Annotated in this window: 23 protein-coding genes and 1 pseudogene; 9 read left to right on the top strand and 15 right to left on the bottom strand. The window is 69.3% G+C overall.

Annotated features, from left to right (window positions below; translation table 11 throughout):
• Positions 1-19: 19 nt before the first annotated feature.
• Entirely contained in the window at positions 20-934 is a 915-nt protein-coding gene (locus AC3WLB_RS19585; protein WP_492508867.1) for an alpha/beta fold hydrolase, read from the top strand.
• Between the two features lie 2 nt (positions 935-936).
• Positions 937-1,962 (top strand): Lrp/AsnC family transcriptional regulator, encoded by a 1,026-nt coding sequence (locus AC3WLB_RS19580; RefSeq protein WP_492508865.1) that lies wholly within the window; start codon positions 937-939, stop codon positions 1,960-1,962.
• 40 nt (positions 1,963-2,002) lie between these two features.
• Here the strand turns inward: AC3WLB_RS19580 and AC3WLB_RS19575 are convergent, their stop codons facing one another.
• From AC3WLB_RS19575 to AC3WLB_RS19555, 5 genes are read right to left on the bottom strand one after another with little or no spacing between them, the layout of a single operon-like run.
• Complete coding sequence (locus AC3WLB_RS19575; protein ID WP_492508863.1) at positions 2,003-3,376, bottom strand: dihydrolipoamide acetyltransferase family protein; 1,374 nt, start codon at positions 3,374-3,376, stop codon at positions 2,003-2,005.
• 10 nt (positions 3,377-3,386) lie between these two features.
• Positions 3,387-4,406, bottom strand: a complete 1,020-nt coding sequence (locus AC3WLB_RS19570; protein WP_492508861.1) for an alpha-ketoacid dehydrogenase subunit beta — start codon at positions 4,404-4,406, stop codon at positions 3,387-3,389.
• Entirely contained in the window at positions 4,403-5,530 is a 1,128-nt protein-coding gene (locus tag AC3WLB_RS19565; RefSeq protein ID WP_492508859.1) for a thiamine pyrophosphate-dependent dehydrogenase E1 component subunit alpha, read from the bottom strand. Before AC3WLB_RS19565 ends, AC3WLB_RS19570 begins: the two co-directional genes overlap by 4 nt.
• A complete protein-coding gene (locus AC3WLB_RS19560; RefSeq protein ID WP_492508857.1) occupies positions 5,527-6,618 on the bottom strand; it encodes a histidinol-phosphate transaminase in 1,092 nt (363 codons plus the stop codon). The genes AC3WLB_RS19565 and AC3WLB_RS19560 overlap by 4 nt, the downstream gene beginning before the upstream one ends.
• A 44-nt stretch (positions 6,619-6,662) precedes the next feature.
• Positions 6,663-7,241 carry a GNAT family N-acetyltransferase gene (locus AC3WLB_RS19555; RefSeq protein ID WP_492508855.1) on the bottom strand — a complete coding sequence of 193 codons (579 nt, stop codon included), beginning with the start codon at positions 7,239-7,241 and terminating at the stop codon, positions 6,663-6,665.
• A gap of 61 nt (positions 7,242-7,302) precedes the next feature.
• Between AC3WLB_RS19555 and AC3WLB_RS19550 the strand changes: the two genes are divergently transcribed.
• The 3 genes from AC3WLB_RS19550 (at position 7,303) to purB (ending at position 9,744) form a co-directional block, all read left to right on the top strand.
• The gene (locus tag AC3WLB_RS19550) at positions 7,303-7,704 is read left to right on the top strand and encodes a phage holin family protein (protein WP_022895872.1); all 402 of its coding nucleotides are present in this window, start codon (positions 7,303-7,305) and stop codon (positions 7,702-7,704) included.
• A 72-nt stretch (positions 7,705-7,776) separates the two neighbouring features.
• Entirely contained in the window at positions 7,777-8,307 is a 531-nt protein-coding gene (locus AC3WLB_RS19545; protein ID WP_022895871.1) for a low molecular weight protein-tyrosine-phosphatase, read from the top strand.
• A gap of 42 nt (positions 8,308-8,349) precedes the next feature.
• The gene (purB, locus tag AC3WLB_RS19540; RefSeq protein ID WP_492508852.1) at positions 8,350-9,744 is read left to right on the top strand and encodes an adenylosuccinate lyase; all 1,395 of its coding nucleotides are present in this window, start codon (positions 8,350-8,352) and stop codon (positions 9,742-9,744) included.
• Positions 9,745-9,835: 91 nt separating this feature from the next.
• Here purB and AC3WLB_RS19535 read toward each other — a convergent pair whose 3' ends face one another.
• Genes AC3WLB_RS19535 through AC3WLB_RS19525 form a run of 3 tightly spaced genes read right to left on the bottom strand, consistent with a single transcriptional unit; the run spans position 9,836 to position 12,830 of the window.
• The gene (locus AC3WLB_RS19535; RefSeq protein WP_022895870.1) at positions 9,836-10,087 is read right to left on the bottom strand and encodes a hypothetical protein; all 252 of its coding nucleotides are present in this window, start codon (positions 10,085-10,087) and stop codon (positions 9,836-9,838) included.
• Positions 10,084-10,668 (bottom strand): DUF308 domain-containing protein, encoded by a 585-nt coding sequence (locus AC3WLB_RS19530; RefSeq protein WP_492508850.1) that lies wholly within the window; start codon positions 10,666-10,668, stop codon positions 10,084-10,086. Before AC3WLB_RS19530 ends, AC3WLB_RS19535 begins: the two co-directional genes overlap by 4 nt.
• A 38-nt stretch (positions 10,669-10,706) precedes the next feature.
• On the bottom strand, positions 10,707-12,830 hold the full coding sequence (locus tag AC3WLB_RS19525) for an MMPL family transporter (RefSeq protein WP_492508848.1): 2,124 nt from the start codon (positions 12,828-12,830) through the stop codon (positions 10,707-10,709).
• A 51-nt stretch (positions 12,831-12,881) separates the two neighbouring features.
• Here AC3WLB_RS19525 and AC3WLB_RS19520 point away from each other — a divergent pair, with 51 nt between their 5' ends.
• A complete protein-coding gene (locus AC3WLB_RS19520) occupies positions 12,882-13,403 on the top strand; it encodes a MarR family winged helix-turn-helix transcriptional regulator (RefSeq protein WP_492508846.1) in 522 nt (173 codons plus the stop codon).
• A 47-nt stretch (positions 13,404-13,450) separates the two neighbouring features.
• Here the strand turns inward: AC3WLB_RS19520 and dnaB are convergent, their stop codons facing one another.
• The 5 genes and pseudogenes from dnaB to rpsF all read right to left on the bottom strand — a co-directional run.
• Complete coding sequence (gene dnaB / locus AC3WLB_RS19515; RefSeq protein WP_492508844.1) at positions 13,451-14,824, bottom strand: replicative DNA helicase; 1,374 nt, start codon at positions 14,822-14,824, stop codon at positions 13,451-13,453.
• A 340-nt stretch (positions 14,825-15,164) separates the two neighbouring features.
• Complete coding sequence (gene rplI / locus AC3WLB_RS19510) at positions 15,165-15,617, bottom strand: 50S ribosomal protein L9 (protein ID WP_022895758.1); 453 nt, start codon at positions 15,615-15,617, stop codon at positions 15,165-15,167.
• Positions 15,618-15,629: 12 nt separating this feature from the next.
• A complete protein-coding gene (gene rpsR, locus AC3WLB_RS19505; RefSeq protein ID WP_022895757.1) occupies positions 15,630-15,893 on the bottom strand; it encodes a 30S ribosomal protein S18 in 264 nt (87 codons plus the stop codon).
• 33 nt (positions 15,894-15,926) lie between these two features.
• Positions 15,927-16,451: a single-stranded DNA-binding protein gene (locus AC3WLB_RS19500; RefSeq protein WP_022895756.1), complete on the bottom strand. Its 525-nt coding sequence runs from the start codon at positions 16,449-16,451 to the stop codon at positions 15,927-15,929.
• 107 nt (positions 16,452-16,558) lie between these two features.
• A pseudogene (rpsF, locus tag AC3WLB_RS19495) lies at positions 16,559-16,909 on the bottom strand (30S ribosomal protein S6); the annotation flags it as partial.
• Positions 16,910-17,076: 167 nt separating this feature from the next.
• On the opposite strand from rpsF, the gene AC3WLB_RS19490 reads away from it, so the two are divergent.
• The 3 genes from AC3WLB_RS19490 to AC3WLB_RS19480 all read left to right on the top strand — a co-directional run bounded on the left by AC3WLB_RS19490 (position 17,077) and on the right by AC3WLB_RS19480 (position 20,246).
• On the top strand, positions 17,077-18,309 hold the full coding sequence (locus tag AC3WLB_RS19490) for a glycosyltransferase (protein WP_492508841.1): 1,233 nt from the start codon (positions 17,077-17,079) through the stop codon (positions 18,307-18,309).
• Positions 18,306-19,073 (top strand): PIG-L family deacetylase, encoded by a 768-nt coding sequence (locus AC3WLB_RS19485; RefSeq protein WP_492508840.1) that lies wholly within the window; start codon positions 18,306-18,308, stop codon positions 19,071-19,073. Before AC3WLB_RS19490 ends, AC3WLB_RS19485 begins: the two co-directional genes overlap by 4 nt.
• A gap of 96 nt (positions 19,074-19,169) precedes the next feature.
• Complete coding sequence (locus AC3WLB_RS19480) at positions 19,170-20,246, top strand: inositol-3-phosphate synthase (RefSeq protein ID WP_492508838.1); 1,077 nt, start codon at positions 19,170-19,172, stop codon at positions 20,244-20,246.
• 7 nt (positions 20,247-20,253) lie between these two features.
• Here AC3WLB_RS19480 and AC3WLB_RS19475 read toward each other — a convergent pair whose 3' ends face one another.
• Both AC3WLB_RS19475 and AC3WLB_RS19470 read right to left on the bottom strand, forming a co-directional pair.
• Complete coding sequence (locus AC3WLB_RS19475) at positions 20,254-21,147, bottom strand: hypothetical protein (protein ID WP_492508836.1); 894 nt, start codon at positions 21,145-21,147, stop codon at positions 20,254-20,256.
• Positions 21,147-22,208 (bottom strand): DNA adenine methylase, encoded by a 1,062-nt coding sequence (locus tag AC3WLB_RS19470; RefSeq protein WP_492508834.1) that lies wholly within the window; start codon positions 22,206-22,208, stop codon positions 21,147-21,149. The genes AC3WLB_RS19475 and AC3WLB_RS19470 overlap by 1 nt, the downstream gene beginning before the upstream one ends.
• Positions 22,209-22,228: the final 20 nt, after the last annotated feature.

The following is a 22,228-nucleotide window of genomic DNA, read 5'->3' as shown; positions in this document are numbered from 1 at the left end:
TCGAAAGGCAGAGACATCCATGACCGAGAACACGGTTTCACCGGAATTCGCGGCGGCCACCACGACGGCCCAGCGCGTCACCATCAACGGCAACGAGCTCGCCGTGGAGGTGCTCGGCCCCGAGGGAGCGCCGGTCATCATCACCCATCACGGTGCGCCGGGCCTGGGGTCCCGCGCCGAACCGCGGGCGAGCTTCGGTCGGCTGGCCGATGAGTACCGGGTGCTGGTGTTCGACGCGCGCGGCTCCGGCGAGAGTGAGGGGTCGGGCGAGTTCAGCCACGAGCAGTGGGCGGCCGACATCGACGGGCTGCGCGAGTGGATCGGGGCCGAGACCGTCGTCATGGCCGGCGGCAGCTACGGGGGCTTCATGGCGATGGAGTACGCCATCCGTTACCCTTCCCGGGTCACTGCCATGGTGCTGCGCGACACCTCGCCGGACAACGGCAACGCGCACCTGGCGCGCGAGAACGCGCTGGCGTCGGACCGCGTCACGATCGACATGGCGAAGTTCGACCGCATCGACCAGGGGCGGGTCGCCGACAACGAGGACCTCAAGGATTGCTGGCGCGAGATCCTGCCCCTCTACGACTTCCACTACGACCCGGAGGCCACCGAGCGCAAGGTGCAGGCGACCCCGTACCGCTACGAGGCGCACAACTACGCATTCTCGAAGAACCTGCCGAACTACGACCTCAAACCGTTGCTGCCCGGCGTGACCGCGCCGACGCTCATCACGGTGGGGCGCACGGACTGGATCACGCCGGTATCGTGTAGCGAAACCATCGCGAGCCTCATTCCCGACTCGGAGCTCGTGGTGTTCGAGAAATCAGGCCATTCTCCGCAGATCGAAGAGGTCGAGCTATGGACAGCGACAGTTCGGGACTTCTTGCATCGCGTGGCGCCCACGGGCACGGGGACCGCGACGAGCGAGTGACCGTGCGGGCACTCGACACCCTGGACGATCTCGATCGCCGGATCGTGGTGGCCATGCAGCACGACGGGCGCGCCAGCTGGCGGGCGATCGCCGAGATGGTGGGCTCCTCCACCGCCACGGTGGCCCGGCGCGGGCAGTCGCTACTCGCCTCCGGGGTCATCAAGGTCGCGGTGAACCCGGCGCTCGGCGCAGCCGGACAGGTGGACTCGTTCTTCATCCGCATCAACTGCGCTCCGGGCACCCAGCTGATGGTGGCCGAACAGCTGGTGGCGCACGACGACGTGCGGTTCATCACCGTGGTGACCGGGCAGTACGACATCCTCGCCGAACTCGTGGTGAAGGGCGGGGCGACGCACTACCCGCAGCTGCTCGAGGAGCTGCAGTCGATCCAGGGCGTCGAGCGCTGGCGCAGCGACCTCGTGATGCACACCTACAAGGTCTCGTTCGACTGGGGCCGTCAGCTGTTCGCCGACACCCTCGCCCTGCCCGAGGCGGAGCTGGCCAACCCGCGCTTCGCCGAGCCGGAGAGCTGCAGTCCGGCACACTTCGACAGCGCCGACTGGAAGATCCTCGAGGCGTTGCGGGACGACGGGCGCGAGACCTTCCAGGCCATCGCCGACCGGGTGGGCATGAACGAGTCGAGCGTGCGACGCCGGTTCGAGCGGCTGCGCTCGGCGAAGTGCATCGACATCCTCACCCTCGTGCCGGCACCCGCGCTCGGCATGGGGGCGGAGACGCTGCTCACGGTGAAGGTGACGCCCTCGCGAATGGATGCGGTGGCGCTCGAGCTGGCGAAGCATCCGGCGATCCGCTACCTGGCCGCCACCCTCGACGAGAACGCGCTGTTCTGCGAGGTGATCGTGCCCTCCACCAACGACCTCTACAGCTTCATCACGTCGACGCTCTCGCAGCTGGACGGCGTCGAAGGCTGGTCGGCATCGATGGAGCTGCTCTTCCTCAAGCGCGGCTTCATCGAGACCCCCTGGTGGCGGTCGCAGGTGGCGCAGGTCGAGCAGCCCGCCGCCTGACCGGATCCGGGCAGGCCCGGCCCGGCTGGCCCGGCCCGGCTCAGTCGAGGAGCAGGGCGGGCTCCTCGAGGATGGAGGCGACGTCGGCCACGAACCGGCTCGCCACGTCGCCGTCGACCACGCGGTGGTCGAAGCTCGCCCCGACGGTGGTGACGAAGCGCGGCCGCACCTCGCCGTCGACCACCCAGGGCTTCTGCTTGATGGTGCCGAGCGCGATGATGCCGACCTCGCCGGGGTTGAGGATCGGCGTGCCGGTGTCCATGCCGAACACGCCGATGTTCGTGATGGTGATGGTGCCGTCGGCCATCTCCGCGGGCGAGGTGCGGCCCTCACGCGCGGTCAGCGTGAGCTGCTCGAGCGACTCGGCGAGGGTGCGCATCGACATGTCCTGCGCATCCTTGATGTTCGGCACGATCAGCCCGCGCGGGGTCGCCGCGGCGATGCCCAGGTTCACGTAGTTGCGAACCAGGATCTCCTTTTCGGTGAACGCCGAGTTGACCATGGGGTTGCGCTGCACCGCCCAGATGACCGCTTTGGCCATGATGAGCAGCGGCGAGATCTTGACGCCGGCGAAGTCGGCCGAGCCCTTCAGCCGCTTGACGTACTCCATCGTGCGGCTCGCATCCACGTCGACGAAGAGCGAGACGTGCGGCGCGGTGAACGCGCTCGTCACCATCGCCTTCGCGATCTGCTTGCGCATGCCCTTCACGGGGATGCGCTCCTCGCGCACCGGCGCCCACTGCGGCGTCTCGATGTTGTGGAACACCTTCGCCTGGTCGGCGTGGCGGATCACGTCGTCGCGGGTGACGTCGCCGATGAGCCCCGTGGGCGTCACCTCGTTGAGGTCGACCCCGAGGTCTTTCGCGAGCTTGCGGATGGGCGGCTTGGCGATGACGGGCACGCCCGGGATGGGCTGGTGCACCCGGGCGAGCCGCTGCGCCGGGGCCTTCGCCGCGGGGGCCTCGCCGATCGCCGGGATGGCGGCGGCCGCGCGCGTGCGCGCCGTGCGGCGGCTCGCCACATGGCCCTTGATGCCGTAGCCGACGAGCACCGCGCCGGGCTTCGGCTCGGCGTCGGCCGCGGGCTCGCGCGTCGGCTCGGTGGCGGGCTCGGGCAGGCTGATCGTGCCGAGGATCTCGGTCGCCGCCACCGCGAGCGGCGCCTCCTCCCCGTCGACCGCGTCGACCGTGATGAGCGGGGTGCCCACGTCGACCGTGGTGCCCTCCGGCACCAACAGCCCCTCCACCACGCCCGCGAACGGCGACGGCAGCTCGACCAGCGACTTCGCCGTCTCGATCTCCACGATCACCTGGTTGATCTCGATGGAGTCGCCGGGCGCGACCTTCCACGACACGATCTCGGCCTCGGTGAGGCCCTCGCCCACATCGGGCAGGTGGAACTGCGATGTCGTCATCAGGGGCTCCTCAGTAGGCCATGGCCCGGTCGACCGCTTCCATGACGCGGTCGGCGTCGGGCAGGAAGAGGGTCTCGAGCTTCGCGGGCGGGAACGGGGTGTCGAAGCCGGACACCCGGAGCACGGGCGCCTGCAGCGAGTAGAAGGCTCGTTCGGCCACCGTGGCGGCGATCTCCGAGCCGAGGCTGACGAATCCGGAGGCCTCCTGCGCCACCACCAGCCGGCCGGTCTTCGCGACCGAGTCGAGGATGGGCGCGTAGTCGACCGGGCTCAGCGAGCGCAGGTCGATCACCTCAGCGCTCACCCCCTCCTCGGCGGCGATCTCGGCGGCCTGCATCAGCACGCTCACCATGGCGCCGTGCGCGAGGAGGGTGACGTCGGTGCCGGTGCGCACCACGCGGCTGGCGTGCAGCGGCGCGGCAGTGCCGGCGAAGTCGACCGGTCCTTTCGGCCAGTAGCGGCTCTTCGGCTCGAAGAACATCACCGGATCGTTCGAGGCGATCGCCTCCTGGATCATCCAGTACGCGTCGTTCGGGGTCGACGGACTCACGAGCCGCAGACCCGGCGTGTGGGCGAAGTACGCCTCGGGGCTCTCCTGGTGGTGCTCGACCGCGCCGATGTGACCGCCGTAGGGCACCCGGATGACGACGGGCAGCGAATAGGCGCCGCCGCCGCGGTTCGTGAGCTTGGCCAGCTGCGAGGTGATCTGGTCGAAGCCGGGGTAGATGAAACCGTCGAACTGGATCTCGCAGACCGGCCGGTAGCCGCGGAGCGCCAACCCGATGGCGGTGCCGACGATGCCCGACTCCGCGAGCGGCGTGTCGATCACCCGGTCGGCGCCGAACTCGGCCTGCAGGCCTTCCGTGATGCGGAAGACGCCGCCGAGGGTGCCGATGTCCTCGCCCATGAGGAGCACCTTCGGGTCGTCGGCGAGCGCCTGACGCAGTCCGGCGTTCAGGGCCCTGGCCATCGGCAGCTCCTCCACCCGGGTGGCGGGCGGCTGGATGCTCGCAGCGGTCTCGGTGCTCATGCCTGCTCCTCCTCGAACGAGGCCTCGTAGCGTTCGAGCCAGAGCTTCTGCTCGGCCATCACGGGGTGCGGCTCGCTGTAGACGTGATCGAAGATGGTCGACGCCGGCGGCGGCGTCAGGGCGAGGGTACGGTGCCGGATGTCGGCGGCGAAGTCCTCCGCCTCGGCCTTCACCTCGGCGAAGAACGCATCGGACTGGCCGAGCGAGCGCAGGTACTTCTCGAACCGCACGATCGGGTCGCGCGCGATCCAGTACTCGTCCTCGCTCGACAGCCGGTACTTCGTGGGGTCGTCGGAGGAGGTGTGCGCGCCCATGCGGTAGGTGAGCGCCTCGATGAACTGCGGGCCGCCGCCACGGCGCGCGTCGTCGAGGTGCTTCGCCGTCACCGCGAAGCTGGCGAGCGCGTCGTTGCCATCGACCTGCACGCTCGGGATGCCGAAGCCGCGCGACCGGAGGTAGAGCGGGGTGCGCGACTGCACGCGCACCGGCACGGAGATGGCCCACTGGTTGTTCTGCAGGAAGAACACGTTCGGCGTCTGGCTGGAGGCGGAGAACACGAACGCCTCGCTCACATCCCCCTGCGAGGTGGCGCCGTCGCCGAAGTAACAGAGCACCGCGGCATCCGTCTCGTCGTCGCCCGTGCCGACCAGGCCGTCGCGCTGGAGGCCCATGGCGTAGCCGGTGGCGTGCAGACTGTGCGAGCCGATCACGAGGCAGTAGCCGTGGAAATTGCCGTTCGTGGGGTCGGTCGGGTCCCATCCGCCGTGCGTGTTGCCGCGCAGCAGCTCGACGATCGCGAGCATGTCGATGCCGCGCACCATGCCGACGGCGTGCTCGCGGTAGGAGGGGAAGATGTGGTCCTGCGCCCGCGCGGCGAAGGCGGAGCCCACCTGGGCGCCCTCCTGGCCGTGGCTCGGCACCCAGAGGGCCATCTGCCCCTGACGCTGCAGGTTGGTGCCCTCGAGGTCGAAGCGGCGCACCACCACCATGTGACGGTAGAACTGCTGCAGGTCGGCCTCGCTCAGGCGGTCGAGGTAGGAGCCGTACTCCTCGGCCCCGGCACTCGGCGCGAACTCGCCCTCCGCGGTGAGGAACTGTACGGCCGTCTCGGTCGTCTCGGTCATCGGATGAGTCTCGCAATCTTTTCGGCGGCGGTGAGGACGGCCTCGACCGACTCCTCCTCGCCGATCGTCAGCCGCACCCCGTCGGGCAGGTACGCCCGCGCGATGACGCCGTTCTGGCGGAACACCTCGACCGCCTCGGTCGTGTGCTCACCGGTCGGGAACCAGACGAAGTTGCCGTGCGGGCGCGGGATGTCCCAGCCCTGCTCGAGCAGAGCCCGCCACACGACCTCGCGCCGGGCAGCGATGTTGGCGACCCGCTCCTGCAGTTCGGCGCTGCGGTCGAGCGAGGCGATGGCGGCGACCTGGGCGTGGTCGGTGAGGCTGAGCGGCATGATCGTGGTGCGCGCGGCGCCCAGGATGGCCGCGGGCCCGATGCCGTAGCCGATGCGCAGGCCCGCGAGCCCGTAGGCCTTCGAGAAGGTGCGCAGGATGACGAGGTTCGGGTACCGGCCCACCAGCTCACGGCCGTTGACCGCGGTCTCGTCGGTGATGAACTCGGCGTAGGCCTCGTCGAGGATGACGAGCAGGTCGCTCGGCACCGACGACATGAAGGTCTCGAACTCGGCCTTCGTGACCACGGTGGAGGTGGGGTTGTTCGGCGAGTTCACGATGGCGAGGCGGGTGCGGTCGGTGACCGCCGCCGCCATGGCCACGAGGTCGTGCCGATGGTCGGGCGTGTTGGGCACCGGAACGGCCGTGGCGCCCGGCAGCACCGTCATCCACGGGTACACCTCGAACGAGCGCCAGGAGTAGACGACCTCGTCGCCGTGCCCCGCGGCGGCGAGCGCGAACTGCACGAGCAGCGCGACCGACCCGGCCGCCACGATCACCTCGTCGGGCTCGACGCCCCATTCGGCGGCGAGTCGGGCCGTGATCTCGGGGGCGGCCGCGTTGGGGTAGCGGTGCAGCTGGCGGGTGGCCGCGTCGACCGCGTCGAGCACGCCGGGCAGCGGGTCGAACGGGTTCTCGTTGGACGACAGCTTGAACCCGGTGGGCGCGGCGAGGCCCTGCTTGTAGGCAGGCAGCGCGAGGATCTCGGGGCGCATCTTCACGGGGAAGTGCGGCGTTGAACCGGGGGCGGAACTCATCCGTTCATCTTAGTTCGCGCTTCCAAAGCGCCCCTGGAATATGTTCAGCGCGCGTCAGGCCCGGCCCACTCCTCGGCGAGGAGGGCGAAGACCAGGGTGTCGGTCCACTCGCCCTTGAAGAACTCGTCCTGCACGAAGTGGGCCTCCTGGCGCATCCCGAGCCGGCGGAGCAGCCGAGCAGATGCCTCGTTGCGCGCATCGAGGCGGGCGATCACGCGGTGCAGGCCGAACGTGTCGAAGGCGAGGCCGAGCATCGCCCGCGCGGCCTCGGTCGCGTAGCCGTGCCCGGCCACGTCGGCGGCCATCGCGTAGCCGAGCTCGCCCCGCGCATCCGTCTCGCTGTCGTACTTCAGGAGCACCTCGCCGATCACCCGGCCGCTCTCGCGGAGCACGATCGCGAGCACGAGCCACTGGCCGGGCTCGAACACCACGCCCTGCCGGGTGCGCGACTCGAGTGCCGCCCGGGTCTGCTCGAGCGTGCGTACGGGCCAGGGGATGTACCGCACAACCTCGGGGTCGGAGTGGTACCGCTGCAGGTCGTCGAGGTCGCCCATGCGGTGCGGGCGCAGGTCGAGTCGCTCGGTGGCGACGGGGTAGTCGGGTGCCCAGGGGATGGTGACCATGCTCCGACTCTGCACCCACACGCCCCTCCCGCGAAAGCCGGGCGTCTGGGATAGTGGGGGCATGCGCAGATTCCTCGTCTCCCTCGTCGCGAACGCCATCGCCCTGTGGCTCACCACCCTGATCGTCGCCGGAGTGAAGGTCGACGCGTTCGGCACCGACGACGGCGTGCTCTCGACAGTGCTCACCTACCTCTTCGTGGCACTCATCTTCGGTCTGGTGAACGGCATCATCGGCACGATCATCCGCGTCGTCGCCTTCCCGCTGTACATCCTGACGCTCGGGCTCATCTCGCTCATCGTGAACGCCCTGCTCCTCCTCCTCGCCGGCTGGATCTCGCAGCTGTTCGGCTTCGGCCTCACCGTCGACGGCTTCTGGTGGGCGGTGCTCGGTGCGCTCGTGCTCGCCATCCTGAGCGCCATCATCGGCGCCATCCTGCGGCCGCTCGCGGGCCGTCGCGACTGACCTCGACGACCCGCCGCCGCCCGGCACACCCGGCCCGGCGCAGCCGGCCCCGCCGATGCGAGAATAGAGACCATGCCCCAAGCCACCGACGAGTCGCAGAACGAGGCGTTCCGCATCTCGATGGTGTGCACGGGCAACATCTGCCGCTCGCCGATGGCCGAGATCGTGCTGCGCGACCTGGTCGAGCGCGCCGGTCTCGGTGATCGCGTGCAGGTCAGCTCGGCCGGCACGGGGGAGTGGCACGTGGGCGAGCACGCCGATCCGCGCACCGTCGCGGCCCTCGAGGCCCACGGCTTCGACGGCAGCACCCATCGGGCGCGCCAGTTCGACGCCGACTGGTTCGACTCCCTCGACCTCGTGGTGGCGCTCGACCGCAGCCACGAGCGGGTGCTGCGCTCCTGGGCGCGCACCGACGACGACCGGGCGAAGGTGCGCCTGCTGCTCTCCTTCGACCCCGAGTACGCCGGGCGATCGGATGTCCCCGACCCCTACTACTCCGACGCGGCCATGTTCGACTCGGTGCTCGGCATGATCGAGCACTCCTGCCGCGCCCTGTTCCGCCAGCTCGAGCCCGCCTTCCGGCACTCCCGCCAGGCGCTCTGACCAACCGTCCCGCGACATCCGCCCCACCGAACGAAAGCCACCATGTCTTCTCTGCCTCCCCAGCCCCTCAGCCCGCTCGACGGCCGCTACCGCCCCGCCGTCGCAGAGCTCGGCGAGTTCCTCTCCGAGGCCGGGCTCAACCGGGCCCGGGTGCACGTGGAGATCGACTGGCTGCTCTACCTCACCGACCGCTCGATGTTCGGCTCGTCGCCGCTCGACCCGGAGCTCGCGCGCCGCCTGCGTGCCGTGGTGCAAGACTTCGGGCAGGCCGACATCGACGAGATCGCCGAGCTCGAGGCCACCACCCGCCACGACGTGAAGGCGGTCGAGTACTACGTGCGGCGGCGGCTCACCGAACTCGGCCTGAACGAGATCGCCGAGCTCACCCACTTCGGCGCCACGAGCGAAGACATCAACAACCTCTCCTACGCGCTCACCATCCGTGAGGCCGTCACCGACGTGTGGCTGCCCGCGTTCGACGCCGTCATCGACGAACTGCGGATGCTCGCGCTCGCCCACCGCGACGACGCCATGCTCGCGCACACCCACGGCCAGCCCGCCACGCCCACCACCATGGGCAAGGAGTTCGCCGTCACCGTGCACCGGCTGCAGCGGGTGCGCGCGCAGATCGAGGCCACCGAGTATCTCGGCAAGTTCTCCGGAGCCACCGGCACCTTCGCCGCCGACCTGGTGGCCGACCCGTCCGCCGACTGGCAGGCCGTCTCGCGCGGCTTCGTCACCTCGCTCGGCCTCACCTGGAACCCGCTCACCACCCAGATCGAGTCGCACGACTGGCAGGCGGAGCTCTACAACCGCATCAGCCACGCCAACCGCATCCTGCACAACCTGTGCACCGATGTCTGGACCTACATCTCCATGGGGTACTTCACCCAGATCCCGGTGGCCGGTGCCACGGGCTCGTCGACGATGCCGCACAAAATCAACCCCATCCGGTTCGAGAACGCCGAGGCGAACCTCGAGCTCTCGAGCGCCCTGCTCGACTCCCTCGCGGCCACGCTCGTCACGTCACGCCTGCAGCGTGACCTCACCGACTCCACCACGCAGCGCAACATCGGTGTGGCGCTGGGGCACTCGCTGCTCGCCCTCGACAACATCAAGGGCGGGCTCGGCCAGATCTCGCTCAACACCAACGCCCTGGCGGCCGATCTCGACGCGAACTGGGAGGTGCTCGCCGAGGCCATCCAGACCGTGGTGCGCGCCGAGGTCACCGCCGGTCGCTCGTCGATCGTCGACCCCTACGCGCTCCTCAAAGACCTCACGCGCGGCCACCGCATCGGCCAGGCCGAGCTGGTGGCGTTCGTGCAGGGCCTCGACATCGGCGACGACGCCAAGGCGCGGCTCGTGGCGCTCACCCCGGCGACGTACACCGGCCTGGCCTCGCAGCTCGTCGACCACATCCGCCCCGCCGCCGACTGACCCGAACGACGGAGATCGGCGCCGTTTCACGGCAACGACAGACTGTCGTTCCGAATGACACGCGAGACTCCGTCGTTTCGCGCCAGTCGTTTCAGTGCCCGGAGGGCCGCGGCCCCTCGTCGTCGTCGATCTCGTGCTGCTCGATGTCGTTCGGCTTGATCGACAGCGAGAACATCGCCATCACGACGAGCGAGACGATGAACGCGACCCCGAAGAAGATGAGGGCGAGGATGATCTCGCGCGTCGACAGCAGCACGACCAGCCCGACGAACAGCGCCAGGATGCCGGACAGGACGAGCAGTTCGACCGGCTTCAGCCGATCGCGTCTCGAGGGTTGGTTCACGATGTCCTTCTGGTCGGTGCCGGTTCGGTGGCCGGATGCTGGGTTCCCCAGCGCAGGGTGAGCCCGGCGATCACGAGGAACAGCCCCACGATGGCGGCGTAGGCGCCGAACATCCCCACGGCGAACACCGGGTCGGTCGGGAAGAAGATGAGCACCAGGGCTAACACCACGGTGAGCGCGCCCACGATGGCCCAGTCGCGGGCGGCGGGATTCTTCGTCTGCCGCAGGCCCACGTAGAGCTCGAGGAACCCGCAGATCGCCGAGTTCATGGTGGCGCAGAACAGGAAGAAGCCGAGCCCGCCGGCGTTGAAGCCGAGCGCGAGGGCACCGAAGACGAGGTTCGACACGGCCTGGATGAGGAACACGACCCGCACCGACCGCTCGGCCACCGTGCGCCAGGAGAGCGCGCCGACGATCAGCCCCGAGACGATCGCGAACACGCCGTAGGCGAGCAACCCCGCCTGAGCCGAGTGGTTGGGCGTGAAGGTGATGACGAGCGCCGTCACGACGAACGGCACCGCCCGGGCCACGGGGACACCCCAGTAGGGCGACCGCACGGATGTGCGGGGTGAGTCGGTCACTCCGGGGGCCTCGATTCAGGTAGCGCGCTCCCCCTAGTTTATTGCGCTCCGGCTGAGTGCCTCGCGAGTGCCGGCGAGCCTGGGTGCGAGCGGGCCGGATGCGACGGCCACCAGAACCGGTCGCCGGTGAGGAAGACGAGGGCAGGCACCAGCACGGTGCGCACCACCAGGGTGTCGAGCAGCACGCCGATGCACACGATGACGCCGATCTGGGTGAGCGCCACCACGGGGAGCACGCCCAGCACGGCGAAGACGGCGGCGAGCAGGATGCCCGCACTCGTGATCACCCCACCGGTGGAGCTGAGGGCGCGGATCATGCCCTCACGCGTGCCATGACGCACCGTCTCCTCCCTGGCCCGGGTGGTGAGGAAGATGTTGTAGTCGACGCCGAGCGCCACGAGGAACAGGAACGCGAACAGGATGACGTTCGAGTCGAACGCGGGGAAGCCGAGCAGGTTCTGGAAGAGCACGTTCGCCGCGCCGAGGCTCGCGAAGAAGGTGGCGAGCACGCTGGCGATGAGGAGCACGGGTGCCACGAGGCTCCGCAGCAGCAGCGCGAGGATGAGGAACACGATGGCGAGGATGAGCGGGATGATGAGCGCCTGATCGGCGGCCGCGGCATTGGTGGTGTCGAGCGCGGTGGCGTCGCTGCCGCCCACCAGGGTGTCGGCGACGTCACCGGGTGCCGCCGCGTACGCATCGCGCAAGTCCTGCACGGTGGCGAATGCGGCGTCGCTCTCCGGTTCGGCGTCGAGCGTCACGTCGAGCCGGGTGAGTCCGTTCGCGCTCTCCCCGGGGCGCACCGACTGCACACCGTCGACCCCCTCGGCGACCGTCGTCGCGTCACCGACGGCGTCATCGGGCGTGAGCACGATGGTCTGCGCGGTGAGTCCGGCCGAGAAGGAGGCGTCGATCACCTCCTGCGCGGCCACCGATTCGGGGTCGCCGAGCAGCTGGTCGGTCTGGGAGAGACCGACGCGGTAGCCGGAGAGGCCGAGAGCGAGAATGCCGATGCCGAGGGTCGCGACGATCGCGACGACGGCCGGGCGCCGAGCCACGCCGCGGCCCAGGCGCATCCACACGCCCGGTTTCTGAGCGGCGTGGTGGGTGCCTGCCGCGTCCGTCGCCACGACGCGGGGAACGAACGGCCAGAACAGCCCGCGGCCGCACACCACGAGGGCTGCGGGCAGCACGAGCAGGGCGAACAGGATGGCGATCACCACACCGATCGCGCAGGCGAAGCCGAGTGCGCGGTTGCCGGCGAGCTGGGCGAACAGCAGCGTGAGGAGGCTGAGCGCCACGGTGCCGCCGCTGGCCGCGATGGCGGGACCGGCGCTCGTGACGGCGGTGAGCATGGCGCGATGCCGGTCTTCCTGCCGGGTGAGCTCCTCGCGGTAGCGGGCCACGAGCAGCAGCGCGTAGTTCGTGCCCGCACCGAAGACGAGCACGCTGAGGATGCCGCCGATCGAGGCATCGATCGTGATGCCGAACGGTTCGGCGAGCGCGGTCACCACGATGCGGGCGAGGCCGTCGGCGAGGCCCACGACGGCGAGCGGGACGATCCAGAGCACCGGGCTGCGGTAGGTGATGATGAGGAGCACGGCCACCACGATCACCGTCACGAGCAGCAGCCGGAAGTCGGCGCCGGCGAAGGCATTGGAGATGTCGGCCTGGAAGCCGACCGGGCCGGTCAGCTGGGCGCTCAGACCCTCCGGCAGATCGGCGCCGGCGGCCGCGCGCAGCTGCTCGGCCGTGGCGGCGATGTCGCCCTCGGCCTCGTTCGCGTCGAGCGGGACGGCGACCAGCGCGGCTGCTCCGTCGTCGCTGAACTGCGGCACGACCGCCTGCGGTGCGATGGACGCGTCGGCGAGAGCGGTGGCGTTCGCGGTGATGGCGGCCTTGTCCGCCTCGGTGAGGGCGTCTCCGTCGCGACTCCACACCAGGATGCCCACGGTGGTGTCGGCGCTCGGGAAGTCGGCGAGCAGCGCGGTCACCTGCGCGGCCTCGCTCGAGTCCGGGAGCCCGCTCGGCGGATAGCTGTCGGCGGAACCTTTCGGCAGCAGCGCGAACAGCGCGCCGACGGCGAGCACGGCGATCCCGAGAGCGATCCAGGCGGAGCCCCGGGTGGTCATGCCGCTGACGAATCGGGCGATGGCGCGCATCCGGCTGTTCCTTCCGTTTCGCTAAGTAACTTAGCTACCTACGGTATTAGCATGTCAGTCATGACGGATGCCCGCAACTCACCACGCGACCAGCCCTGGTCACGCGAGGAATTGCCGGGCGCCCTGCCCCAGAGCAACGAGATCAACAGCACCCTCCGCGAGATCGACGCGCTGTCGCGGGCGTTCGAACGGCGGCTCGGTGCTGCGCTCTCGGTCAACCAGACCGACCTGGCGGCGATGGAGCATCTGATCGACAGCGGTCCGCTCACCCCGAGCGAACTCGCGGCGCGCCTCGGCGTCACGACCGCGGCGTCGACCCTGGTGGTCGATCGGCTGGTCGCCCTCGGCCACGTCGAGCGGCATCCGCACGACCACGACCGGCGAAAGATCGTTGTGGTGCCGGCGCGCGAATCGGTGAACCGTGCCATCGACGAGCTGCTGCCGGTCATCCTCGGCGTCTCCCGCGTCGCCGAGGAGCTCTCGCCCGCCGACCGCGAGGTCGTCGCCGCCTTCCTCACCCGCGTCGCCGCCGTCTACCGCGCCGCCGTCGACGCCCCTCGCGACGCCGACTGACCCTCCGCTCAACCGGCCGGTGGGCTCGTCGCGGTGGTGGTGGCGGGTCAGGCCGGGGGCATGTCCGCGAAGCGGGAGAAGTGGCCGTGGAAGCCGACCGTGATGGTGGCGGTGGGGCCATTGCGGTGCTTGGCCACGATGAAGTCGGCCTCGCCCGCGCGCGGGTTGTCTTTCTCGTAGGCGCCCTCACGGTGCAGCAGGATCACCATGTCGGCGTCCTGCTCGAGCGAACCCGACTCTCGCAGGTCGCTGATGGCGGGCTTCTTGTCGGCGCGCTGCTCGGGACCACGGTTGAGCTGCGACAGCGCGATCACGGGAACCTGGAGCTCCTTGGCCATGAGCTTCAGCGCTCGCGAGAACTCCGACACCTCCTGCTGGCGGCTCTCGACCTTCTTGCCGCTCGTCATGAGCTGCAGGTAGTCGATGACCACGAGCTTCAAGCCCACCTTCTGCTTCAGCCGCCGGCACTTGGCGCGGATCTCGACCAGCGTCATGTTGGGGCTGTCGTCGATGTAGAACGGGGCATCGTTGATGCGGCCGCGCGTGGAGGCCAAGGTCGTCCAGTCGCGCCCCTCGATGCGCCCCTTGCGCATGCTCTGCAGGGGAACGGACGCCTCGGCCGAGAGCAGTCGCATCGCGATCTCCGAACGCCCCATCTCGAGCGAGAAGAAGATCGACGGCATGTCGTTCTTGATCGACGCCGCGCGGCAGAAGTCGAGCGCGAGCGTCGACTTACCGAGCGCCGGACGGGCGGCCACGATGATCATCTGCCCGGGGTGGAACCCGTTCGTGAGGTTGTCGAGGTCGGCGAAGCCGGTCGGCACACCGGTCATCTGGCCGTCTTTACCCGCAGCCGCCTCGATCTCGTCGATCGCCGCGGTGACGGCGACGGTGAGCGGAACGTAGTCCTCCACCTCGACGCCGCCGTTGACGGCGTAGATCTCGGCCTGCGCGTTGTTGACCAGGTCGGTGACCTCGCCCTCGCTGGCGTAGCCCATCTGCACGATGCGCGTGCCCGCCTCCACCAGCCGCCGCAGCACCGCCTTCTCGCTCACGATCGAGGCGTAGTAGCCGGCGTTCGCCGCCGTGGGCACGAGCGAGGTGAGCGTATGCAGGTATTCGGCGCCGCCGGCCCGGTTGAGCTCACCCGTCTTGGTGAGCTCGTCGGTCACGGCGATCACGTCCGTGGGCTCACCGTGCGAGTAGAGGTTGAGGATGGCCTCGAAGATGACCTCGTGCTTCGGGATGTAGAAGTCGACGGCGCGCATGACCTCGACGACGTCGGCGACGGCGTCCTTGCTCAGCAGCATGCCACCCAGGGCGCTCTGCTCGGCCAGCAGGTCGTGCGGCGGTGTGCGGTCACCCGGCCGCTGGTCTCCTGGGCGCTGTTCTCCCGCGAGTCCGAGATGGGCGATCGACACGTGGTCTCCTCGTCTTGTCGTCTGGTCGCCCCAGCAAACCGGCCGGATGACCGTCCACACAAATGGGGCTGTGGATAACGCTGTTGATCATCTGCGCGAAACGCCGGGCGCCGTGTGCACAATGTGTTAGTCATTCTGTGGACAACCACCGACATCGAGACATGAACATGACTTTGATCAGGGGTTTTGCATTTCCACAGTCTGTTGGGAAAGACATCCTTCGACCAACGCTTGAGGCTTGGAAAATCGCGCCTCGCCTGTGTACAGCGCTGGGGAAAATTGGGCGCGAAAAAGGGGCGTCCGGGGCCGAAAACCCCTTGACACCCCTTCTTCGAGTGGACTACTTTGCTGCGACCACCTGGAGGGTGATCGTGGCCGAGAGGTCGTCGCGCAGGCGCACGGTGGCCTCGTGGGTCCCGGTCGCCTTGATGGCGGTGGGGATCTCGATCTTGCGCTTGTCGAGCGAGCCGATGCCGGCCGCCGCCACCGCGTCGGCGATGTCGGAGGTCTTCACCGAGCCGAACAGACGGCCGCCCTGGCCCGCCTTGACGGTGAGCTTGACGGTCGCGTTCTCGAGCGACTGCTTGATGTGCTGAGCCTCTTCGATGGTGGCCAGCTCGCGAGCGGTGCGGGCAGCCTTGATCTGCTCGACCTGCTTCTCGCCGCCACGGCTCCACGTCACCGCGAAGCCCTTCGGAATGAGGTAGTTACGGGCGAATCCGTTCTTGACCTCGACGACATCGCCGGGGGCACCGAGACCGGTCACCTCGTGGGTGAGGATGATTTTCGACATGGGTTCTGCTCCTTAGCGGCCCGAGCCGGCGTAGGGCAGAAGTGCCATTTCGCGGGCGTTCTTGACGGCACGGGCGATGAGGCGCTGCTCCTGGACGGAGACTCCCGTGATTCGGCGAGCGCGGATCTTTCCCCGCTCCGAGATGAACTTGCGAAGGGTCGCAACGTCCTTGTAGTCGATGACTCCGACGCGAATGGACTTCGCGGGAGCGGCGTTCTTCGCGCCCTTGGCGCCGCGGAGCGGCTTGCGGCGGTCGCCGCTTGACTTTCCAGCCATGGTTTTCGATTCCTGTTCTGAAAGAAGAGAAGTTTAGAAGGGGGTGTCGTCGGCGTAGCTGCCCGGAGTGTTCCAGACATCGCCACCGCCGCCGTTCGAGGAGGGTGCGGATGCGGCCCACGGCTCCTCGACGGCCGACTGGCCACCGCGGTTGCCGCCACCGAACGAGCCGCCACCGCCACCGCCGCCACCGGAGGTGGCGCGGGTGACCTGAGCGGTCGCATACCTCAGCGACGGACCGATCTCGTCGACCTCGAGCTCGATGGAGGTGCGCTTCTCGCCCTCTTTCGTCTCGTAGGAGCGCTGACGCAGGCGACCGGTCGCGATGACGCGGCTGCCCTTCGTGAGCGAACCGGCGACGTGCTCGGCGAACTCCCGCCAGACGGATGCGCGCAGGAACAGCGCCTCCCCGTCCTTCCAGTCGTTCGACGCGCGGTCGAAGGTGCGGGGGGTCGACGCGATGGTGAAGTTCGCGACAGCCAGCCCGTTCTGCGTGTAGCGCAGCTCGGGGTCGGCGGTGAGGTTGCCCACCACGGTGATGACGGTTTCACCGGCCATGACGACTACTCGCTGGCCGTGGCCGGGGCGGCGGCAGCCGCTGCGGGCTTGGCGGAAGCGGCCTTGACCGCGGCGGCCGGACCGGCAGCCGACGGAGCGGAGGCAGGTGCGGCAGCGGCCTTCGGGTTGGCAGCCTTGCGGGCGGCCTTCTCGTCGGCGAGCTTCTTGGCGGCGGCGACCTGGGCGATGCCCTCTTCGGCCCGCAGCACCTTGGTGCGCATGACGGCCTCGGACAGCTTCAGCTGACGGTCGAGCTCCTTCGTGGCGTCGGGCGACGCGGTGAGGTTCACCACGGCGTAGATGCCCTCGGTCTTCTTGTTGATCTCGTAGGCCAGGCGACGGCGACCCCAGATGTCGACGTTGTCGACAGTGCCGCCATCGTTGCGGATGACGTTGAGGAACTTGTCGAGGCTCGGAGCCACGGTGCGCTCGTCGATCTCAGGATCGAGGATCACCATGAGTTCGTACTGATGCGTCACAAACCCACCTCCTTCGGACTTGAACGGTCACAGACGGTCTGTGACAGGAGGGTTCTGCATCGGTCCGCACCCGCGTGGAGAGTTCCACTGGGCGCAAGACAACCTGAGTAGCTTACCAGAAGGCCTGAATGTGTGAAGGTGGAGATGTGAGTCGCCGGATCGCGTTGGTGTCGCTGCACACCTCGCCGCTCGACGTCCCCGGCACGGGCGACGCGGGTGGCATGAACGTGTACCTCGTCGGCCTCGCCGCCGCACTGCGGGGGAGGGGTTTCGAGGTCGAGCTGCTCACGCGCGACACGGGTCCCGGTGCGTCGGGCGGAACGGATGCGCACACCGCCGACGGCGTGCCGGTGCACTTTCTGCGTGCCGGGCCCCGCGCATCCGTCGCCAAGAGCGACCTGCCCGGACTCGCCGACGACTTCGGGCGATCGATGGCCGAGCTTCCGCCGTTCGACCTGGTGCACTCGCACTACTGGCTCTCGGGGCTCGCGGCCCTGCCGGTCGCGCGGCGGTGGGCGGCTCCGCATGTGCTGAGCCTGCACACCGTCGCTGCACTGAAGAACGAGCAGCTCGCCCCCGGCGACCGGCCCGAGCCGCCCGCACGCGTGCGCGCCGAGGCGGAACTGGTGCGGGCATCCGATCTCACGATCGCGGCGACGACGGCCGAGCGCTCCGCCATCCTGCGCGCCACCGACGCTCCGCCCGCCCGTGTCGCCGTGGTGCCGCCCGGCGTCGACACCCACCTCTTCCGTCCGGGCGGCGGGCGGCCGTTCCACCGTCGCTCCGCCCAGTCGATGCTGCTCGTGCTCGCCCGGCTGCAGCCTCTGAAGGGTGTCGACCTCGCCATCCGCGCGCTGGCCGCCATCGCGCCCGAGCAGCGACCGAGATTGGTGGTCGCGGGCGGAACCAGCCCCGGTCACGACGCCTACGTGTCCGGGCTGCACGGCCTCGTCACCGCGCTCGGGCTGCACGACCGGGTCGAGTTCCTGCCCGCGCAGTCGCGCGAGGCTGCCGCCGGACTGATGCGGGATGCCGACCTGTTGCTCGTGCCCTCGCACTCCGAGACCTACGGTCTGGTCGCCCTCGAGGCGGCCGCGAGCGGCACCCCCGTGGTGGCCGGCCGCACGAGCGGGCTGGTGGAGTCGGTCGTCGACGGCGTGACCGGCGTGCTGGTGGGCGAGCGCACGCCGGAGGCCTGGGGTCGCGCAATCGACGACCTGCTGCACGACCCGCGCCGGCTCGTCACGCTCGGGCAGAGCGCGCTCCGGCACGGTCGCACGCACAGCTGGGCCCACACGGCCGAACACCTCGCCGATCATTATGAACGACTCCTGTCGCAGCACCGCGGGAGTGACAGAGCACAAGGAGAAGACGGATGACCGATCTCGCGCCGTTCGGCGACGCACCCGTATTCGCACACGCCCATCCCGACGACGAGTCGATCTCGACCGGCGGGACCATCGCCGCGCTCCTCGCAGGAGGCGCGCGGGTCACGGTGCTCACCGGCACCAGGGGAGAGCGCGGCGAAGTCGTGCCGGGCGACCTCGCTCCGCTCGAGGGCACCCACGATCTGGGTCCGCACCGCGTCGGGGAGCTCGCGGATGCGCTTCGCGCCCTCGGTGGCCCAGCGCACGCTTTTCTGGGCACCACTCCCGCCCGGGCATCCGGGCAGCCTCGTCGACAGTATGCCGATTCGGGAATGCGCTGGGGTGCCGACGGCTTCGCGGCGGCCGCCGGCGACGCCGGCCCCGACGCACTGAGCCTCGCGCCGCTCGACGAGGTGGTGGCCGACGTTCTCGCGGCGAGCGCGGACGCGACCGCGCTGGTGAGTTACGACGCCCTCGGCGGGTACGGGCACCCCGACCACGTGCGCATGCACGATGCCGCCCTGGCAGCCGCCGGCCGCCTTGGCATCCCCTTCTTCGCCGTGGTCGAACCGCGGGTCGAACAGGCTTCGGCCGGTGCCGAAGGCCCGTCGCCGGAGGTCGTGCTCGACCTCGTGGCCGTCGGCGCACTCGCGGCGAAGGTCGCGGCGATGGCGGCCCATCGCAGCCAGCTGACCATCGACGGCACCGACTTCGTGTTGAGCGGCGGTCAGCGCCATCCGGTGGGCATGCTCGAGAGCTTCCGGCGCCTGCTCTGACCGCCCCGGTGCCGAGTTCCCACCTCGCCCGGATAGACTCGTTGAGTTTTGACAACGACCGTACTGACGAACACAAGAACACAGAGGCTGGGCCGTATGAGCATCAAGGTCGCGATCGCCGGGGTCGGCAACTGCGCGAACTCCCTCATCCAAGGCGTGACGTATTACGCCGACGCGGACGAGAGCGAGACCATTCCGGGTCTCATGCACACGCGCTTCGGCCCGTTCCACGTGGGCGACATCGAGTTCGTGGCCGCATTCGACGTCGATGCCGCGAAGGTGGGAGCCGACCTCGCCGATGCCATCTGGGCGAGCGAGAACAACACCCTGAAGTTCGCCGACGTCGCGCCGACCGGCGTGACCGTGCAGCGCGGCCCCACCCTCGACGGTCTGGGCGAGTACTACGTCGAGATGATCGAGGAGTCGGCGGCCGAACCGGTCGACGTCGCTGCGGCGCTCCGTGCTTCGGGAGCCGAGGTGCTCGTCTGCTACCTGCCCGTCGGGTCGGAACAGGCGGCCAAGTACTACGCGCAGGCCGCCCTCGACGCCGGCGTCGCCTTCGTCAACGCCATTCCGGTGTTCATCGCCAGCGACCCTGAATGGGCGGCGAAGTTCGAGGCCGCGGGCCTGCCCATCGTCGGCGACGACATCAAGAGTCAGGTCGGCGCCACGATCACGCACCGGGTGCTCGCCCGCCTGCTCGAGAGCCGGGGCATCCACATCGACCACACGTACCAGCTGAACGTGGGCGGCAACATGGACTTCAAGAACATGCTGGAGCGCCGCCGGCTGAACTCCAAGAAGGTCTCGAAGACCCGGGCGGTGACGAGCAACATCGACGTCGATCTGCCCGCCGACGACGTGCACATCGGCCCGAGCGATCACGTGCCGTGGCTCGACGACCGCAAGTTCGCCTTCGTGCGCCTCGAGGGTCACGGCTTCGGTGGTGCCCCGATGAGCCTCGAGTACAAGCTGGAGGTGTGGGACTCGCCGAACTCGGCGGGTGTCATCATCGACGCGGTGCGGGCTGCGAAGCTCGCACTCGACGCCGGCCTTGCGGGCCCGGTGGAGTCGGCCAGTGCCTACTTCATGAAGTCCCCGGCCGTGCAGCTCCCCGACGACGTCGCTCGCGAGCGCCTCGAGGAGTTCATCGCGGCGAACACGCCCGCGTAGCCGCAGGTCAGAGCAGGTCGCGCAGCCGCGCGGCCCGCTCCAGGTCGGCGCGGAAAGCCGGCAGTGTGGCGAGCGAGTACATGCCGTCGATCTGCTGCGACTCCCAGAGCGCGTGGATGCGGCGCAGGTCGGCCTGCCGGCTCTTCCAGCCGATGCCGTCGATCACTGCGATGACGAATTGCTGCGGCAGCCGCACATCCGCCATCTCCTCGATCTCCCGCACCGCGTCGGTGAGTTTCGAGCCGGTGGAATCGAATCCCTTCGCGGCCACCACGATCTGGGCCGCGCCGCTCGCCGGCACGACCAGGTCGCACGGCGCCGTGCGGTTGTTGCGCCCCGTGAACCGGGTGCGGGTGCCGTAACTCACGCCGAGGTCGGCGGCGATGGCCTCGATCTCGTCTTCGAGACGCCGGCCGGATGCCCCGGCCGTGATGGCAGCGACGCGGCTGCCGGCGCGCGCCACCAATATGTCGGCGAAGGTATACGTTCGGGTGAGCTGCTCGGAGAGCAGCCGCACGAGGTCGAACTCCCGGTCGAGGTACGCCACCAGATCGGCCGGCCGGGTGCGCGCGAGGGTGAGCCAGCTCGAACTGTCGAACTCGTGCCGCAGCGAATTCTTGAGCCGCTCCTGGGAGAGACCGACGGCCAGCCCCAGCGCCGGCACCCACTCCGGATGCGCGTGCGCCCACTCGGCGAGGCCCGCGCGGTCGAGTCCCGCCGTCGCGGCGGCGCCGGCCAGGAGCCCGCCCTCGGCTTCGAACTCCCCGGCGGCCAGTCGGGCGAGGCTCGCCGTGGCGTCGTGGAGCTCCTGCGACGCCACGGTGGGAATCGTCGGGTCGACGTGCCGCGACATCCGCCCCAGCGAGCCGAGGTAGTCGTCGAACGACGGGATCGCCGCCATCACTCCCGCCCGATGAAGAGGTACTCGCGCACGCTGTTGCGTGCCGCGGCGGCGTGCGTGCCGAAACTGTAGGAGTGGTCGATGGCGCGCACCTCCACTCGCGGCTTCACGGCCTTCAGCAACTCGACGATGCGCTCGGGCCCTGGCACCGCGTTCGAGGAGTAGGAGAGCACGATCGCGCCCGACTCGCGGAACTTCTCGAACGTCGCCGCCAATGCGTCCTCCACCGTGCGTTTGTAGGCGAACGGCGTGTACTTCTTCACGATCTTCTTCGTCTTCGTCTCGGGCATGATCTGCTGGCCCCGCCAGTAGACCGAGAGCCCCTCGAGGAAGTGGTAGCGCTTCATGTAGTCGGCGTCGTCGGTGGGCGGGGCGTAGGGGGGGTCGAGATAGACCACGTCGTACGGGCCGGCCGGGAGGTCTTTCACGTCGCCGTTGAGCGCGACGCTCGTGGCGCCGTTGCTGAAGACGGTGCGGTTGTAGTCGGCCACCCGCAGGCGGAACTGCTCCTCCATGCTGAGCCGCAGGTCGCGTCGCCCGTCGTCGTACCGGGTGCCCGTGAAGGTGAAGACCCCGCGCGGCTGCTTGCGGGCGGCCGAGAGCACGAGGGCCGAGACGGCGAGGTCGCGCTCGGCGCCCGCGAGAGCGTCGAGGTGACTCCACGCCGAGTCGAGAAAGGCGAGGTCGGCGGCCGAGAGGTAGACGCCCGCGAAGGTCGCCGCGATGAAGTCGCGCCCGTCGGCGCTCGGCGAGCACAGCAGTTCGACGAGCTCGGTGGAGAGGGTGACCGCGGAGTTCTGCACCGTCGCCCGCGCGATCGTCGACGAGAAGGTGAGGAAGTCGTTCGAGGTGACCGCGTACCCCTGCGCCTTGAGCAGGTAGGAGACGAAGCCCGAACCGCTGAACGCATCCAGCGCCGTCGACCCGCCGACCTCGCCGAACACGCGCTGCAGTTCGGCCGCCAGCCGATACTTCGACCCCATGTAGCGCAGGCGGGGGAAGACGGCGGCCCGCTCGAGCACCGCCGCGGTCGTGGGCGCGGTCGGCAGATCGAGGGTCATGCGACCAGTCTCCCCGATGC

This window comes from Herbiconiux sp. FW305-C-125 (assembly GCF_058783455.1).
The sequence above is the reverse complement of the archived record's forward strand: the minus strand, read 5'-3'. Positions and strand labels throughout refer to the sequence as shown.

Excerpts from the sequence above, each read along its gene's own strand:
- AC3WLB_RS19585 (WP_492508867.1), top strand. The coding sequence starts at position 20 with ATGACCGAGAACACGGTTTCACCGGAATTCGCGGCGGCCACCACGACG.
- AC3WLB_RS19575 (WP_492508863.1), bottom strand. The coding sequence starts at position 3,376 with ATGACGACATCGCAGTTCCACCTGCCCGATGTGGGCGAGGGCCTCACC.
- AC3WLB_RS19570 (WP_492508861.1), bottom strand. The coding sequence starts at position 4,406 with ATGAGCACCGAGACCGCTGCGAGCATCCAGCCGCCCGCCACCCGGGTG.
- AC3WLB_RS19565 (WP_492508859.1), bottom strand. The coding sequence starts at position 5,530 with ATGACCGAGACGACCGAGACGGCCGTACAGTTCCTCACCGCGGAGGGC.
- AC3WLB_RS19560 (WP_492508857.1), bottom strand. The coding sequence starts at position 6,618 with ATGAGTTCCGCCCCCGGTTCAACGCCGCACTTCCCCGTGAAGATGCGC.
- AC3WLB_RS19555 (WP_492508855.1), bottom strand. The coding sequence starts at position 7,241 with ATGGTCACCATCCCCTGGGCACCCGACTACCCCGTCGCCACCGAGCGA.
- AC3WLB_RS19550 (WP_022895872.1), top strand. The coding sequence starts at position 7,303 with ATGCGCAGATTCCTCGTCTCCCTCGTCGCGAACGCCATCGCCCTGTGG.
- AC3WLB_RS19545 (WP_022895871.1), top strand. The coding sequence starts at position 7,777 with ATGCCCCAAGCCACCGACGAGTCGCAGAACGAGGCGTTCCGCATCTCG.
- purB (WP_492508852.1), top strand. The coding sequence starts at position 8,350 with ATGTCTTCTCTGCCTCCCCAGCCCCTCAGCCCGCTCGACGGCCGCTAC.
- AC3WLB_RS19525 (WP_492508848.1), bottom strand. The coding sequence starts at position 12,830 with ATGCGCGCCATCGCCCGATTCGTCAGCGGCATGACCACCCGGGGCTCC.
- AC3WLB_RS19520 (WP_492508846.1), top strand. The coding sequence starts at position 12,882 with ATGTCAGTCATGACGGATGCCCGCAACTCACCACGCGACCAGCCCTGG.
- rplI (WP_022895758.1), bottom strand. The coding sequence starts at position 15,617 with ATGTCGAAAATCATCCTCACCCACGAGGTGACCGGTCTCGGTGCCCCC.
- rpsR (WP_022895757.1), bottom strand. The coding sequence starts at position 15,893 with ATGGCTGGAAAGTCAAGCGGCGACCGCCGCAAGCCGCTCCGCGGCGCC.
- AC3WLB_RS19500 (WP_022895756.1), bottom strand. The coding sequence starts at position 16,451 with ATGGCCGGTGAAACCGTCATCACCGTGGTGGGCAACCTCACCGCCGAC.
- AC3WLB_RS19485 (WP_492508840.1), top strand. The coding sequence starts at position 18,306 with ATGACCGATCTCGCGCCGTTCGGCGACGCACCCGTATTCGCACACGCC.
- AC3WLB_RS19480 (WP_492508838.1), top strand. The coding sequence starts at position 19,170 with ATGAGCATCAAGGTCGCGATCGCCGGGGTCGGCAACTGCGCGAACTCC.
- AC3WLB_RS19475 (WP_492508836.1), bottom strand. The coding sequence starts at position 21,147 with ATGGCGGCGATCCCGTCGTTCGACGACTACCTCGGCTCGCTGGGGCGG.
- AC3WLB_RS19470 (WP_492508834.1), bottom strand. The coding sequence starts at position 22,208 with ATGACCCTCGATCTGCCGACCGCGCCCACGACCGCGGCGGTGCTCGAG.